Annotated in this window: 13 protein-coding genes; 4 read left to right on the top strand and 9 right to left on the bottom strand. The window is 74.2% G+C overall.

Features of this window, described 5'->3' with window-relative positions; all coding sequences use genetic code 11:
- Nucleotides 1–28: 28 nt before the first annotated feature.
- Genes EJF31_RS11380 through EJF31_RS11370 form a run of 3 tightly spaced genes read right to left on the bottom strand, consistent with a single transcriptional unit; the run spans nucleotide 29 to nucleotide 3,536 of the window.
- The gene (locus EJF31_RS11380; protein WP_125037144.1) at nucleotides 29–1,957 is read right to left on the bottom strand and encodes a M3 family metallopeptidase; all 1,929 of its coding nucleotides are present in this window, start codon (nucleotides 1,955–1,957) and stop codon (nucleotides 29–31) included.
- Entirely contained in the window at nucleotides 1,954–3,165 is a 1,212-nt protein-coding gene (locus tag EJF31_RS11375; protein ID WP_125037143.1) for an RNA polymerase sigma factor, read from the bottom strand. The genes EJF31_RS11380 and EJF31_RS11375 overlap by 4 nt, the downstream gene beginning before the upstream one ends.
- Before the next feature lie 8 nt (nucleotides 3,166–3,173).
- A complete protein-coding gene (locus EJF31_RS11370; protein ID WP_125037142.1) occupies nucleotides 3,174–3,536 on the bottom strand; it encodes a YciI family protein in 363 nt (120 codons plus the stop codon).
- 115 nt (nucleotides 3,537–3,651) lie between these two features.
- Between EJF31_RS11370 and EJF31_RS11365 the strand changes: the two genes are divergently transcribed.
- The 4 genes from EJF31_RS11365 to EJF31_RS11355 all read left to right on the top strand — a co-directional run bounded on the left by EJF31_RS11365 (nucleotide 3,652) and on the right by EJF31_RS11355 (nucleotide 6,776).
- Nucleotides 3,652–4,029 carry a VOC family protein gene (locus EJF31_RS11365; RefSeq protein WP_125037141.1) on the top strand — a complete coding sequence of 126 codons (378 nt, stop codon included), beginning with the start codon at nucleotides 3,652–3,654 and terminating at the stop codon, nucleotides 4,027–4,029.
- 66 nt (nucleotides 4,030–4,095) lie between these two features.
- Nucleotides 4,096–5,061: a GNAT family N-acetyltransferase gene (locus EJF31_RS11360; RefSeq protein WP_125037140.1), complete on the top strand. Its 966-nt coding sequence runs from the start codon at nucleotides 4,096–4,098 to the stop codon at nucleotides 5,059–5,061.
- A gap of 40 nt (nucleotides 5,062–5,101) precedes the next feature.
- Complete coding sequence (locus EJF31_RS21845) at nucleotides 5,102–5,698, top strand: maleylpyruvate isomerase N-terminal domain-containing protein (protein WP_185736213.1); 597 nt, start codon at nucleotides 5,102–5,104, stop codon at nucleotides 5,696–5,698.
- Nucleotides 5,699–5,744: 46 nt separating this feature from the next.
- Nucleotides 5,745–6,776: a glycoside hydrolase family 6 protein gene (locus EJF31_RS11355; RefSeq protein WP_185736212.1), complete on the top strand. Its 1,032-nt coding sequence runs from the start codon at nucleotides 5,745–5,747 to the stop codon at nucleotides 6,774–6,776.
- Nucleotides 6,777–6,779: 3 nt separating this feature from the next.
- Here EJF31_RS11355 and EJF31_RS11350 read toward each other — a convergent pair whose 3' ends face one another.
- Genes EJF31_RS11350 through EJF31_RS11325 form a run of 6 tightly spaced genes read right to left on the bottom strand, consistent with a single transcriptional unit; the run spans nucleotide 6,780 to nucleotide 14,866 of the window.
- Nucleotides 6,780–7,286 (bottom strand): DUF427 domain-containing protein, encoded by a 507-nt coding sequence (locus EJF31_RS11350; RefSeq protein WP_125037138.1) that lies wholly within the window; start codon nucleotides 7,284–7,286, stop codon nucleotides 6,780–6,782.
- Nucleotides 7,283–7,714: an SRPBCC family protein gene (locus EJF31_RS11345; RefSeq protein ID WP_125037137.1), complete on the bottom strand. Its 432-nt coding sequence runs from the start codon at nucleotides 7,712–7,714 to the stop codon at nucleotides 7,283–7,285. The genes EJF31_RS11350 and EJF31_RS11345 overlap by 4 nt, the downstream gene beginning before the upstream one ends.
- 24 nt (nucleotides 7,715–7,738) lie before the next feature.
- Nucleotides 7,739–10,798, bottom strand: a complete 3,060-nt coding sequence (locus tag EJF31_RS11340) for an FtsX-like permease family protein (protein WP_125037136.1) — start codon at nucleotides 10,796–10,798, stop codon at nucleotides 7,739–7,741.
- Nucleotides 10,795–13,074, bottom strand: coding sequence for an FtsX-like permease family protein (locus EJF31_RS11335; RefSeq protein ID WP_125037135.1), 2,280 nt, complete (start codon nucleotides 13,072–13,074; stop codon nucleotides 10,795–10,797). Before EJF31_RS11335 ends, EJF31_RS11340 begins: the two co-directional genes overlap by 4 nt.
- Complete coding sequence (locus EJF31_RS11330) at nucleotides 13,071–13,901, bottom strand: ABC transporter ATP-binding protein (protein WP_125037134.1); 831 nt, start codon at nucleotides 13,899–13,901, stop codon at nucleotides 13,071–13,073. Before EJF31_RS11330 ends, EJF31_RS11335 begins: the two co-directional genes overlap by 4 nt.
- Complete coding sequence (locus EJF31_RS11325; protein WP_260430782.1) at nucleotides 13,898–14,866, bottom strand: ABC transporter ATP-binding protein; 969 nt, start codon at nucleotides 14,864–14,866, stop codon at nucleotides 13,898–13,900. The genes EJF31_RS11330 and EJF31_RS11325 overlap by 4 nt, the downstream gene beginning before the upstream one ends.
- Nucleotides 14,867–15,035 lie beyond the last annotated feature (169 nt).

The raw sequence follows: 15,035 nt of genomic DNA, 5'->3' as shown, positions 1-15,035 counted from the left end.
CGCCGCCCTGCCGTCGTAGTCGCAGGCGCTACCGCGCCAGCCAGGCGGCGTACGCGTCGAAGGTGTAGGGCCGGCCGAGGAAGTCCGCGACGAGGTCGGCGGCGTCCTTGCTGCCACCCGGGGCGAGGACCCGGTCGCGGTAGCGGCCGGCGACCTCGGGGTCGAAGAGGTTGGCGGGGTCGAAGGCGCTGAAGAGGTCCTTGGCGATCACGAGGGACCACATGTAGGTGTAGTAGGCCGAGGAGTAGCCGCCGAGGTGCCCGAAGCTGGCGAAGAAGTGGGTGCCCTCGATCCACGGGAACGGCGCGTACTTCTCCTGCAGCGCCACCATCGCCGAGGTCAGGTCGGCGGGCCGGTCGGTGTGGAACCAGTAGGACACCGCGGCGTAGAACATCTGGGTGCGGGCCTGGTAGCCCTTGCCGAAGTCGTCGGCCGTGCGCATGCGCTCGACCAGGTCGGCGGGGATCGGCTCGCCCGCGGCGTTGGTCGCGAAGCTGCCCAGGATCTCGGGGTCCCACGCCCACTCCTCGAGCATCTGGCTCGGCGCCTCGACGAAGTCCCACTCGGTGGCGACACCGGAGAAGCGGGTCCACTCCTGGCCGCCGCCGAGCACGTGGTGCACGAGGTGGCCGAACTCGTGGAAGAGCGTGACGACGTGGTCGTGCTCCATGAGCCCGCGGGAGAAGTTGCAGACCAGGACGCCCTCCGCGAGCTGCCGGCCGGCCACGCCGTCGGCGAGCGTGAACTGGGCGGCGTGCTTGTACTTCCCCTCGCGGGGGTGGAGGTCGAGGTAGATGCGTCCGAGCGGTGCGGTGGCGTCGAGCGCGAAGACGTCGTATACCGCCACGTCCTCGTGCCAGACCGGGACGTCGACCGGCTCGTAGCGCACCCCGAACAGCCGGCCGGTCACGTCGAGGAGTCCCTGCCGCACTCGGGTGAAGTCGAAGTAGGTCCGCACCAGCTGCGCGTCGACGTCGAGCTGCTCCTTGCGGACCAGCTCCTCGTAGTACGACGCGTCGGCCGCGGTCAGCGCGTCCGCGTCGGGCACGTCCTGGCGGTAGCGGGCCAGCAGCACGTCGAGGTCGCGGCGTGCGGGCTCGGCGGCCGCGTCGGCGATCCGGTCGATGAAGGCCGGGATCGCCGGGCCCTCCTTGATCATCTTCACCTCGGCGTCGTACGACGCCCAGTCGGCGTAGCCCACCAGCGTGGCGAGCTCGTGCCGCAGCGCGAACATCTCGGTGAGCAACGGCTCGTTCCGCGGGTAGCCGCGCGACTGGAACGCGACCGTCACGTCGCGCCGCACGTCCGGGTCGTGCGCGAACATCCGCGCCGGCACCGCGTCGGGGTAGTCGGTGGTGACCGCGACCAGCCCGTCCTCACCCGCGGGGTGGGAGTCCAGCCAGTCCTGCGGCAGCCCGGCCAGCCGCTCGGGTGCGACCCGCACGGTGCGGACGTCGTCGCGGATGTTGCGGCTGAAGTCCTGGCCCAGCGTGGTCAGTCGCTCGTTGATCTCGGTCAGCCGGGCTCGGGTCGCGTCGTCGCGGTCGACGCCCGCGCGGGTGAAGTCGCGCAGCGTCTTGTCCAGCAGCCGGGCCGCGCCGGCGACGAGCCCGGCCGGGTCGAGGGCGGCGAAGACGTCGTACAGCGCCCGGTCCTGGCGCAGCTCGGTCGCCAGCTTGTCGACGGCGACCTCGGCCTGCTCGCAGGTCGTGCGGACGTCCTCGAGCGGGTGCACGTTGGACAGCAGCGACCCGACCGCGGCCACGTTGCTGAGCCGCAGGGTGACCTCGTCCCACTGGCGCAGCACGCCGAGGGCGTCGGCCGGCGGGGACGTGCGCAGCGCCTCGACGAGGGCGCGGACGCCGTCGAGTCCCTCGCGGGTGCGGGTCTCGACCCAGTCGCGGGTGGCGTCGGCGGCCGGCAGCTGCAGGGGCTGGGGAGTCCTGGAGTCGCTCATGGCGCCAGACTGCCACGCCTCCGGCTGAGGTAGGCGCGCTCCGCGTCGTTGTCGGTGGCCGCGATCGCCGCGTCGTACGCCGCCCTCGCCTCGGCGCTGCGGCCGAGCCGGCGCAGCAGGTCGGCGCGGGTCGCGTGCCAGGCGTGGTAGCCCTCCAGGGGCAGCCGGTCGACCATCGCCAGCGCCACGTCCGGGCCGTCGAGCTCGGCGACGGCGACCGCGCGGTTGAGGGTGACGACGGGGCTGGGCGCGAGCGCCTCGAGCTGGCCGTAGAGCGTGGCGATCTGGCCCCAGTCGGTGTCGCCGGCGGCGGGGGCGTCGGTGTGGACGGCGTTGATGGCGGCGAGCAGCTGGTAGCGGCCCGGGCGTCCGGCGGCCAGGCAAACCCGGACCAGGGCGTGGCCCTCGGCGATGAGGGCGCGGTCCCAGCCGCCGCGGTCCTGCTCGTGCAGCGGCACGAGCTCGCCGCCGGCCACCCGCGTCGTACGTCGTGACTCGGTGAGCAGCATCAGCGCCAGCAGCCCGGTGACCTCGGGGACGTCGGGGAGCAGCTGCCGGAGCACCCGCCCGAGCCGGATCGCCTCGCCGGTGAGCTCCTCGCGGATCGGGGCGTCGCCCGAGCTGGCGAGGTAGCCCTCGTTGAAGACGAGGTAGACCACCGCGAGGACCGCGCCGAGCCGGGCGGTCAGGTCCTCGGGGCCGGGCACCCGATAGGGGATGTGGGTGTCCTTGATCTTCTTCTTCGCGCGGGTGATCCGCTGGGCCATGGTCGTCTCGGGGACGAAGAAGGCCTGCGCGATCTCCGCGACGGTCAGGCCGCCGAGCAGCCGCAGGGTCAGCGCCACCCGCGCGTCCGGGGCGAGCGCGGGGTGGCAGCAGGTGAAGATCAGCCGCAGCCGGTCGTCCTCGACGATCCCGGTCGGCTCGTGGGGGGTGTCGTCCTCCAGCATGAGTGCCGCCTGGTGCTTGGCGTCCCGGCTCGACTCCCGCCGGATCCGGTCGATGGCCCGGTTGCCCGCCGTCGTGGTCAGCCAGCCGCCCGGGTTGGGCGGTACGCCGTCGACGGGCCACTTCTCGACGGCGACCAGCAGGGCCTCGCCGGCCGCCTCCTCGGCGATGTCGATGTCGCCGAAGCGGCGGACCAGCGAGGCGACCACGCGGCCGTACTCCTCGCGGTAGATCCGCTCGATCGCCTGCGCTTCCTGCATCCGGGCGCTCAGGCCTCCGGCTCGTCCTGGAAGGGACGGACCTCGACCTTGCCGGCGCAGGCCTTCGAGCCCGCCGTCGCCCAGGCCAGGGCGGCGTCGAGGTCGGCGGCCTCGATCACCCAGAAGCCGCCGAGCCACTCCTTGGACTCGCTGAAGGGCCCGTCGGTGATGACCGGCTGGTCGCCGGTGTAGTCGACGGTGGTGGCCGACTCGATCGGGTGCAGGCCGCCGGCGAAGACCCACGCCCCTTCGGCGCGGAGCTTCTCGTTGAACGCGTCGACGGCCTCGAAGATCGGCTGGATCTGCTCGGGCGTCAGGTCGAACATCGGGTCGTTCGGGGTGTGGTGGACCGAGAGCAGGTACTGGGACATGGGATTTCCTCCTGTGGGTGGGACCGCCCGCGCGGTCCCTCACCCCCGCAACGATCAGGGAGTGGTCGATACGACAACCCTTTCCGAAACTGCCTCGACTTTCTAGGGTCGGCGCATGACCGCCTTGACGTTCCGGCTGTCCAACACCGTCCTCGGCGCCCCGGACCCCTGTGCGCTGGGCCGCTTCTACCGCGAGCTGCTGGGCTGGGAGCTGCGCGAGGAGGAGCCGGAGTGGGTGGTCCTGAAGCCGCCGGGAGGGATGATCGGTCTCGCCTTCCAGCGCGAGGACGGCCACGTCCCGCCCACCTGGCCCGCCGGCCCCGGCGACCAGCAGATGCAGGCCCACCTCGACATCGGCGTGGCCGACCTCGAGGCCGGGGTGGCCCACGCCGAGTCGCTCGGTGCGACGCAGGCGGGGCACCAGCCGCAGGACGACGTACGCGTGATGCTGGACCCGGCAGGCCACCCGTTCTGCCTCTTCACCGACGCCTGAACGGGCCATCGGGCGCCCCCACGATGGACCATGGCCCGCGTGCGGCGGGAGCCGCAGACTCGAACGATGGTCCCCCTCCAGCTGGACGCCAGCCTGGCCAGCGAGTTCTCCGTCGGCCCGGCCGCGGACGTCGGGGTCGACGAGGCCTTCGCGCTGGTCGAGGCCGAGCTGACGGCGACGTTCGGCTTCTGCCCCGCCACCACGGAGGACATCCGGTCCTACCTCCAGCTCCCCGCGACCACGCGGTCCGACCAGCTGGTCGTGCGGGACCGGACGGGCCGGCTGGTGCAGTGGTGCTACGCCCTGCGGGACTCGGGCGCGACGATGTTCTTCGCCCGGGTCCGCACGCATCCCGACCTGCCCGGGCGCGTCGGGGACCTGCTCGCCGGGGCGGGGTACGACGCCCTGCTCGGCTGGGTCCGCGACGAGGCGGCCGGCGAGGGCCAGGTCGTGGTCCAGTCGATGATGGCGCGGGGCGACCTGGCCGCGGAGCGCCGGCTGCGGGCGGCCGGCTTCGTCCACGAACGCACGCTCTGGGAGATGGTCGCACCGGTCGCCGCCGTCCCGGACGGGTTGCGCGAGCACGAGGGCGTGATCGTCACCGCGGGAGCCGATCCCGCGCTGGTGCACCGGGTGCTGGACGACGCGTTCGCCGGCGAGTGGGGCTACGAGCAGATGGGGTACGCCGACTGGATGGCCTTCCACGAGTCGCTGCCCGGGCACGACCCGGACCTGTGGGTCCTCGCCGAGGTGGACGGCGTCCCCGCCTCCGCGATGATCCTGAGCCGGCGCAACGCCGAGCACGGCGGCCTGCACGTCCTCGAGCTCGCCACCTCCCGGTCCCACCGGCGACGCGGGCTGGCCAGCGTCCTGCTCCGGCACGCCCACCACGTCGCGGCCGGCGAGGGGCTGACGACGCTGACCCTGATGGTCGACGGCGACAACCCGCACGACGCCCCCGCCCTCTACCGCCGGGCGGGCTTCGAGGTGCGGACCGCGTCGTACGTCTTCACGCGCACGCTCACGGCCTGACCCTCGCGCGCGGCCCCGGGCCGGGCCTAGGGTCGGTCGCATGACGGACTGGGGACAGCTCTACCGCGACAACGTCCGTGCGGTCGCCGCACTGGCCGCCGACCTCGACGAGGAGCGGCTCGGCCGCACCGTGCCGGCGACGCCCGCCTGGACGGTGCGCGACGTCTACGCGCACCTCGCGGGCGGACCGGCCGATGCGGTGTCGGGCCGGATGGAGGGGGCACCCGGGCCGGAGTGGACCGCGCGCCACGTCGGCGAGCGGCAGGCGGTCCCGCTCGCGGACCTGGTCGCGGAGATGCAGGCCAACGCCGGCGCCGTGGCTGCCACGACGGTCGACAACCCGCGGCCCGCCCTCGTCTGGGACATCAGCGTCCACCACGCCGACCTCCACGAGGCACTGGACCTCGGCCGGCTGCCCGACCCCCTGTGGTCCCCCGTCCTCGAGGCGATCGCACCGCGGATGCTCGGCGAGGAGTACGACACCATCGACGTGCCGGCCTACGAGCTCTACCGGGGGTTCTTCTCGCGACGCTCCCGGACGCAGATGCGCGCCTGGGGCACGCCGCTGGGCGACGAGCGGCTCGACGGCCTCTGCATCTTCGGTCCGCGCGAGGACGACCAGCCGATCCCCGCGTGACCCGATTCGGCCACGCGGGCGGGACCCCCGACCTACCCTGAGGACCGTGCTCCCTCGCGCCCGGACCCTCGGCGCCGGCGTCGTGCTGACCCTGGTGGCGTCCCTGCCTGCCGTCAGCGCGGTGGGGGCCGGCACCGACCGGTCCCCTGCCCACGCCCCGGCTGCGCTGGCCAAGGACCCCCGGCTCACCCGCGGGCTGTTCGTCGACCCGGACATGCCCGCGGCCCGGGCCGCCGCGCACAACGACGTCTTCGCGCCGATCGGCCGCACCGCGCAGGCGCTGTGGATCACCGACTACTACGCCACCGACCAGGTCAAGGCGGCCGTGGCGGCCTACACCAAGGACGCGAACGACGCCGACAAGACGCCCGTGATGTCGATCTACGCCATCCCGGGCCGCGACTGCGGCCTCTACTCCGCCGGCGGGCTGCCCGACGCGCCGTCGTACAAGGCCTGGGTCAAGCAGGCGGCGGCCGGGATGAAGGACCAGCACGCGATGGTCGTGCTCGAGCCGGACGCCGTGCCGTTCATGGGCAACCCCGAGTGCGACGCCGACAAGATCGCCGAGCGGTCCGGGCTGCTGCGCTTCGCGACCCGGACGTTCACCGACGCGGGCGCGTGGGTCTACATCGACGCCGGCCACTCCGGGTGGCGCACGCCCGAGGACATCGCCCGGCTGCTCAAGGCCTCGGGCATCGCGCTGGCCCGTGGCTTCAGCACCAACGTCGGCAACTACCGCAAGAGCCCCGACGAGATCGCCTACGCCAAGGCCGTGGTCGGCGAGCTGAAGAAGCTCGGCATCACCGGCAAGCGCTACGTCACCGAGACCGCCCGCAACGGCGCCCCGCGGGCCGACATCGTCGACGGCGACGTCTGCAACCCGACCTGGGCGCGGATCGGCCGCAAGCCGCGGCTGCTGTTCACCCATGACGCGGCCTACGGCCCGCTCGACGGCTACGTGTGGGTCAAGCACCCCGGCGAGTCCGACGGCCAGTCCAGCGACGACACCTGCCACGGCGGCCCGCCGTCCGGCGAGTGGTGGCCGAAGGGCGCCAAGCGCCTGCTCGGCAAGGGCTGAGCGCTACCAGCCCATCGAGCCGGGCTCGCCCTTGAACGGCCCGACGACCCGGCTGGTCACCCAGCCGCCGTAGAAGCCGCCCGCCTGCGGGACGACCGTCTCGCCGTCGACGGTGCACCGCTCGACGAGCGCAGGCATCACCGCCAGCGCGTGCGCGATCGGCTCGAACCCCGGTGTCGGCTGCGGGTAGGTCCAGGCGGCCCGCGGAGCCACGACCCCGTCGGACAGCAGGTCGTAGTGGGCGGCGCGGCCCTTCCACTCGCAGTACGACGACCCCTCGGCGGGACGCAGCACGCCGGGAGCGAACGCCTCGTGCGGCAGGTAGTACGTCGGCGGGTGACTGGTCTCGAGCACCCGCCACCCGTCCCGCGTGCTGGCCACGACGGCGCCCCCGAGCCAGACCTCCAGCAGGGCCGTGGTGGTCTCCAGGCGCGGCGGGCGGGGGTAGTCCCAGACCGACTCCTGGCCCGGCCCGACCGGGTCGGGTTGCGGCCAGGGGCGGGCCCTCACGCGAGCTTGCCGAGCGCGGCCGCGAGCCCCTCCTCGGCGTGGTCGCCGAGCCTGGTCAGCGCCGGGCGGAGCAGGGGGGCGAGGTACTTCGCGACGCCCTTGAACGTGAAGTCGGCCGTGTAGGTCACCCGCGTCCCGGCTCCTTCGGGGTGGACCTCCATCGTGTCGTGGGCGACGACGGTCTTGTTCTCGCCGCGCAGGGCGAAGCGGGTCGGCGCGATCCGCTCGACGACGGTGTAGGTCAGCTCGGACTCCCGGCCCAGGAACGAGGACACGTTGCGGTAGGTCGTGCCGACGCCGCCGTCGCCGGAGAGCAGCACCGTCGAGACGGTGCCGGGGTCCCACTCGGTGGTGGTCGTGAAGTCACTGAGGTAGTCGAAGACGACGTCGGGGCTGGCCGTCGTGCGGACGGTGCGCTGCAGCTGCATGTCGTCACGCTAGCCGGAGGCCGGTCAGCGGGCGTTCTCCCGCAGCGTCGCGCCGCGCGCACCCCGCACGGTCAGCCCGGCGCTGGCCAGCGCCACCGTCCCGAACACCAGCGCGGTGGCGGCGGTGAGCAGCAGCAGCCGCGGCACGTCGACGGCGGCGACGAGGGCCGGTGTCGAGAGGTTCTCGACGTAGCCGAGCGTCACGGTGCGGAGGACGACGTACTGCGCCAGGGTGCCGGCGGCGAGGCCCGCGACGGCGGTGCCGCCGAGCACGACCGCGAACTCGCGGATCACCGCGGACATCACCGAGCCACGGGGCACGCCGACGACGCGCAGCGCCGCCGCGTCCCGGCGCCGCGCGGGCAGCTGGACGGCGGTGCTGACGAAGAGGCCGGCCAGGGCCATCAGCAGCACGAGCACCGCGACCACGGCGTAGAGCCGCAGCGCCAGCGCGTAGGCACCCTGGTCGAGGGTGTGCTGCACCTCGGCGAACGTCGTGGAGATCGAGGCGCCCCGGTCCTGCAGGCCCTGGGTGATGGCCTTCGGCGCATCGCTGCGGGCGAGCACGTAGACGGTGGACTTCTGCTCGTAGATCGTCCGGTCGGTGGTGAGCATCTTGTAGTCGATCAGGAGCCCGTTGGGGCCGAGGAACGGCACGCTCTGCGCGGTGAGCACCGGGTCGACGGCGAACTCCGTCGAGCTGGTGCTGCCGAACGAGCCGGCCTGCGCCGAGGTCGGGGCGTCCACGCCCTTGACGACCGGGAGCGCGGTGGGCAGCGCGCCGGAGGCGAGCTGGGCGATGACCCGGTCGCCGCCGGAGTCGATGTCGACCTCGAGGCTGTTGCCGGAGCTGCGGATGTCGGTGACGGCCTCGGCGGCCGACGAGTCGGGCGCACGCACCCAGCCCGCCCCGTCGATGCCGCCCGCGACGGGCGTGCCGTCGGCCTCGATGCCGCTGATGGTCAGCGTGCCCTTCATCTGCGCGGTCAGCGCGGCCGGGCCGCCGATGGTCATGCCCTCGAGGTCGCAGCCCTTCGAGCAGTACGGCGCGGCGCCGGCCCTGCTGGAGGTGCCGGCCCCGAACGGGCCGAGGAAGACGTAGTGCGCGCGGTCGCCCTCGACGCCCAGCCGCAGCCGGACGTAGACGTCGCTGTCGCTCTGGAGCTGCTGGTCGACCGTGATCCCGATCCTGCGACCGGTCACCCGCGGCACGTCAGCCTTGAGGGCGAGCGCGGCGGCCACCTGCTCGACCGAGACGCCGGGGGTCCACTGCTCCTGCCAGGACGAGACACGTGCCAGGCGCGAGGTGTCCGCGACGGTGTAGGTCGGGCCGAGCGTGTTGAGCCGGCTGACCGCCATCAGGTAGCGGCCGTCGGGGTCCAGGGTGTGGGTCAGGGCGACGGTGCGGTTCATCGGCAGCGGCGAGGTCCACACCACCGGCGCGGGAGCCGCGGTCGCGGCGACGCTGGCCCGCCACTGGGCGGCCGATCCGTAGACGCCGGCACCGAAGACGCAGATCGCGATCGCCGCGGTCACCGGGAGGATCACCAGCGTGCCCTCCTGGCGGCGGCTGATCGCCCGGGCGGCGACGAAGCTGGCCAGCGAGCGGGTCCGGCGACGGGCCCGGGTCCACCAGGTGGCTCCTCCGGCGGTGATCCGGGTCGCGGCCACACCGGCGACCACCGCGAGCAGCACCGGCAGGACCAGGTCGGTCACGTCGGGGTCGCCGGGCTTGCCGCCCGACAGCTTGCTCACGAGCACGGCGATCGCCCCGGCCACCAGCACCAGCTGCACGATGAGGCCGGTGCGGGAGGTCTCGCGGGGGCGACGTACGCCCGTGAGCTGCTCGGACAGCGAGACCCGCAGGACGAGCCCCACCGCCAGCACGGCCACGCCGATCGCGGCGAGCGCGACGGCGCCGCCGGCCAGGATGGCCGTCCACGGGAGCGGCAGCGGCAGGCCCGGGACCAGCCACCAGCGGACCAGTCCCAGCGCGAGGCCGACGCCGACCACCGCACCGGTCGGGACGGAGAGCAGCAGGAGGGTGAGCGGCTCGGACAGGCCGAGCGCCCACATCTGCCGGCGGGACAGGCCGCGCAGGGACGCGAGCGCGAGCTCGGGCAGCCGCAGGTCGGCTGCGGCCATCAGCAGCCGCAGCAGCAGGGCGAGCGCGACGAGCACGAGGGACAGCACGGCCGGGGCGATCGAGGCCTTGGCCGTGCGCTGCTGGGCGCGGACCTCGGCGGCGATCGCGCGGATGTCGTTGATGGAGGTGCTGCTCAACCGACCGCCCTCGACCTCGGTGGGCCGCTGGGTCGGCAGGGCGTCGGCGGCCGCCTGGGCGTCGTCGATGTCGGCGATCGTCAGGTCCGCCGGGGCGACCAGGCGCCGGTCGACCCGCACGCTCCAGGCCGACACCGGCAGCTCCCCGAAGGACGCGGGCACCGTGACGAACGGCGCCGGCGTGTAGGGCGTGACGACGCCCGTGCGCTCGTCGGTGCGGCGCGGGGTGCTGGCGAAGCGGCCGAGGTCGAACCAGTAGTCCTCGGCGGTCGGCGGCACCCGGTAGCTGCCGACCACGACGACGTCGCCCAGGGGGTCGCCCATCGTGATGGTGTCGCCGACCGCGTGGCCGGTGTCGCGCAGGTCGCCGGCCAGCATCAGCACCTCGCCCGGCTGCTGCGGGCAGGCGCCGGTGACCTCGAGGTGGGCGCAGGCACCGCCGTCGGGCGTGGCGAGGAGCATCGCGATGCCGCCCAGGGCCGACGCGCGCACGGACTCCAGCGAGGTCTGCGGCGCCGCGTAGGGGCCGGGGCCGCCGTCGGTGGCGTCCACGGCGTGCCGCACGGCGTCGTACGTCGTCCGCGTGGTGCCGGGGCTGGGGTCGAACGTCCAGGTCAGCCCGGTGAGCTGGTTGGGCGCCTCGTCGAGGCGGGTGACGAGGTAGGAGCTGGTGACCGCGACCTGGAAGATCGGACCGAGCACGGCGGACCCGATCGCCAGCGCGGTGAGCAGCACCGACCCGGCCGAGAGCAGGCCGCGGGCCCGGAGACCGCGGACGACGGTGGCCAGCATGGTCCTCATGCCGAGCCCTCCTCACGCAGGATGGCCGGACGGGTCCGGTCGGGGTGCAGCGCCCGACCGCGGCCGTTGACGACGAGCACGACGCCCGCGACCACGACGGCGGCCACGACGAGCGGCCAGGCGGCCACGCCGGTGACGAGCGGCACCGAGTGGGCGGGGACGTCGACGAGGGAGAGGTGCGCGAGCAGGAGGCGTACGGCGAGCAGCGCGCCGCCGACCGTCGCGAGCACCGCGGCGGTGGCGAGCCAGAGGATCTCGAGGCGGCCCGAGCCACGCAGCGTGGCCAGGTCGACGCCGACGACCCGCAGGGCCGCGACCTCGCGCGCCCAGGCCGCCCGCTGGCGACCGACCGCGGCGGCCAGCACCAGCAGGGCGGCCACGAGGCAGAAGACGGCCATCAGGGAGTAGACCCGGGCCTGGGTCGCGCCGGTCTCGTCGGCGACCGCGGCATCGACCTGGTTGAGGGTGCGCGGGTCGTGTCCGGCCGCGTCGGTCAGCTGCGCGAGCAGCGCAGCCGGGGTGTCGGCCCGGGCCAGCACCATCACCTGCGCGGCCGGGACGGTCGGCGGCGCACCGGCCGCGGCGCGCGGCAGGTCGGCGAGCAGGCCGTCGGCCTCGACGAGCGGGAGCGCGGGCAGCGTGGCGAGCACCTGGGCCGGGCGCTCGTCGCCACCGGTGGAGTCGAGCTGGGGGCGGCCGTCGAAGGTGACGCTGGGCGTGGCGAGCACCGGCATCTTCGGGCCGCTCGAGAGCGGCTCGGCCACCAGCGGCCGGTCGCTGGCCGGCGCGAGCAGGCCCTCGTCGACCACGACCGGACCGCCGGGCTGGCCGAAGCGGCCCGGGAAGGCGGGCTTCCACGTCGTGGTCATCGCGTCGGTGCCGCCGAAGTCGAGCGCGGTCAGCACCCACGGCAGCGTGCGGTCGCCGCGGGTCCGGGCGAGCGTGACCGAGGTGATGACGCAGCCGCCGTCGCAGCCGGTCAGCGCCGCGCTGCCGGTCTGGGCGGCGCCCGTCAGCGGCAGGTCCACGCCGATCTCGGCACGCTGGTCGGTGCCGTGCTCGTCGAGGTAGGCCACGACGACGCGCGGGCGCATCACGCCGCTGGTCCGGGCGCTCACGCCCTGCACCGTCGCGGTCACGGTGTCGCCGGAGGCGACCGAGGAGTCCGCGCCGCCCAGGCCGTCCACCTGGTCCGCGATCGCCGCGGCCGGGGTGCCGGCGTAGAAGTCGCCGAGGACCGCGGCGTAGCGGCTGGTGTCGAGGAACGCCCGCCTGGCCGCCGCGCTCCCCTCACCCGGCACCAGCACCGCGGCCAGCAGGTAGCGGCCGTCCGGGTCCAGGTCACGGGTCAGGGCCAGGGCGCCGACGGCGTCCTCGTCGACGTCGACCCGGAGGGGTGCGCCGCTGCGCAGCCGGGCGGTGTCGTCGGTCCAGCCGTTGACCTCGGTGGCGCCGGTGAGGGCGAGGGCGGCGACCACGGCGGCCGCGACCAGCGCCCGGATCGGGGTGGCGGCGTCGGCGACGCGCGCCAGGCGGCGTACGCCGAGGAAGCCGGTCAGGCCGCCGTTGGCGGTGCGCCCGACGGCGAGCCGGGCGCTGATCCGGACCAGCCAGACGATCAGCTGGCCGATCGCCAGGCCGACGAGCGCCGGACCGGCCAGGACCAGCACGTCGGGGTGGCCGGGGTCGGCCACGCCGCTGCGGTAGACCGCGACGACGGCGCCCACGACGATGAGGACGTCGGCGAAGATCGCGCCGGTGCCGGCCGGGTGCGGCCGCGAGGCGATCGAGACCTGCAGGTTGAGCGGCTCGCGCAGCGCGCTGAGCATGCCGAGCATCGTGGCGACCAGGCCGACCGCGACGATGCCGAGGCCGGCGAGGACGGCGGTGAGGCCGGGCAGCCCGCCGGGCCCGTCGGTCCAGACGGCGGTCGCCAGCCACGACCCGGCGCTGCCGAGCACGAGGCCGGCCGCGCCGCCGGCGAGCAGCACGAGCAGCGGCTCGACGGCGAGCAGGGTGGTGAGCTCGCCGCCCTGGAGGCCGCGCAGCCGGGCGATCGCGATCTCACCGCGCCGGGCGGCGGCGAGCTCGCGACCCGTGGCGGGCACGGCGAAGGCTCCGAGCACGAACAGCGGGACGGCGAGGGCCGCCGAGGTGTTGGCGTGCTGGGCGAAGCCGATCGTGGTGACGGCACCGGTCACGACGACCATGGTCAGGAGGAGGAGCGGCAGCAGCGTCCCCCTCCGGGACCAGGCGCCCCGGAAGGTGCGGATCACGAGTCGGTGGAGGGACGGCGGAAGGCGGCGTCTGCGTCGGCGGGCGTCTCGACCAGGACCGGCTCACCCGTGGGCTCGGCCGGCTCGGTCACCGGCTCGGGCGCGGGCTCCTCGTCGAAGTGCGGCGGCGCCGCCTCCTCGATGATCCGGCGCTCCGGGTGGTCGAAGTGGTGCAGGTCGATCGGCTCGATGTGGTCGACCAGCTTGCCCTCGTCGAGCACGTAGTGCCGGTCACAGGCGTCGACCACGGCCGGGTCGTGGGTGGCCACGACCACGACGGCACCCCGGTCGGCCTCCTTGCGGAGCTCGGCCAGCACCAGGCCCCGGTTGCCCTCGTCGAGCTCGCTGGTCGGCTCGTCGGCGAGCAGCACCTGGGCGTCGACGCACAGGCCGCGGGCCAGCGCGACGCGCTGCATCTGCCCACCGGACAGCTCCTCGACCTGGCGGTCTCCGAGGTCGGCGATGTGGAAGCGGGCGAGCGCGGCCTCGGCGCGCTCGTCGGCGTCGGCCGGCTTCACGCCGCGGGCGCGCAGGGCGACCGAGACGTTCTCGCGGGCGGACAGGATCGGGACCAGGCCGTAGACCTGCAGCACGAAGGAGACCTCCGGGCGCGGGTCGCCGGTGCCCTGCCACATCGACGCCCCGGCGTACGACGCCGTGCCCGACGTGGCCTCGACGAGGCCGCCGGCGATGGAGAGCAGGGTGGTCTTGCCGGAGCCGCTGGGCCCCGACAGCGCGGTCAGCTCGCCGGCCCTGAACTCCAGGTCGACGTCGTCGAGGAGGGTGCGGGACACGACGTAGGTGACGTGGTCGAGCTTCAGGCTCATGCCAGCTCCTCGGTCGTGCTGGCGGCGTGGTCGGCGGCGTGGTCGGCAGCGTGGCCAGCCGGTGCCTCGGGCGTGTCCGAGGGCCGGGAGACGACGAGCCGGTCGACGTCCTCGGGCTCGATCCGGACCAGCGTGCCCTGCGGCCACTGCTCGGCGAGGTGGGTCGGGAGGTGGACGACGCCCTCGGCGCCGATGACGACGTACTCGGCGCCGTCGCGGCCCTCGGCGCCGACCCGGCCGCCCTTCATGGTCACGGTCCGCGGGAAGGTCGCGGCGACCTCGGGCTGGTGGGTGACGACCACGATGGTGGTGCCCAGGTCGTCGCCGAGGTTGTGGATCAGCTCGATGACGTGGTCGCGGTCGTCGTGGCTGAGCTGGCTGGTCGGCTCGTCGGCGAGCAGCAGCTGCGGGCCGGTCGAGACGGCGCACGCGAGGGCGAGCCGCTGGCGCTGGCCGCCGGACATGGTCGAGACGACCTGGTCGATCTGCTGGTCGAGCCCCACGACGCGGAGCAGGTCGATGTCCGCCACGGCGTCCTTGCGCTCCGCCGAGGTCATGGCGAGGCGGGCGAAGGCGATGTTCTGGCGGGCGGTCGCGTAGGGGAGCAGGTTGCGGGTCGAGCCCTGGAGCATGGTGCTGACGCGGCGGGAGCGGATCCGGGCGAGGTAGCGCTCCCCCATCCGCGAGATCTCCTCGTTGCCGAGGAAGATTCGGCCGGCGCTGGGCTTCTGGATGCCGCCGAGCAGCGTGAGGAGGGTCGACTTGCCCGAGCCGCTGGGGCCGAGGAACGCGACGCGCTCGCCGGGCTCGATGGTCAGGTCGACGCCCTGGAGGGCGACCACGTCGTGCCCCTCGAAGGTCCGGTAGAGGTGCACGACCCCCTGGCAACGAATGCCGATGCCCCCCGGCCGACCGAGCTCGCCGATGTCGTAACGGACGTCCCGCCCGCTGTCCAGCGTGGTCACTTCACCCTCCCGCTCGGACCCCCCTGGTCCGGTGCACAGGACACCGTAGTGCTGCACGTCAACGCAATTGCGTCGAGCGGTTCGTTAGCCGGTTGTGACACACCGGCCTCCGGGCGGCACGGGGCCGTCACGCTGGACGCGGTTGGGGCGCAGGCCGGGTTCGGACGTA

This window comes from Nocardioides sp. LS1 (genome assembly GCF_003865225.1).
Taxonomy (GTDB): Bacteria; Actinomycetota; Actinomycetes; order Propionibacteriales; family Nocardioidaceae; genus Nocardioides; species Nocardioides ginsengisegetis.
Note: the sequence above shows the minus strand (reverse complement) of the source record. Positions and strands in the feature narration are given on the sequence as shown.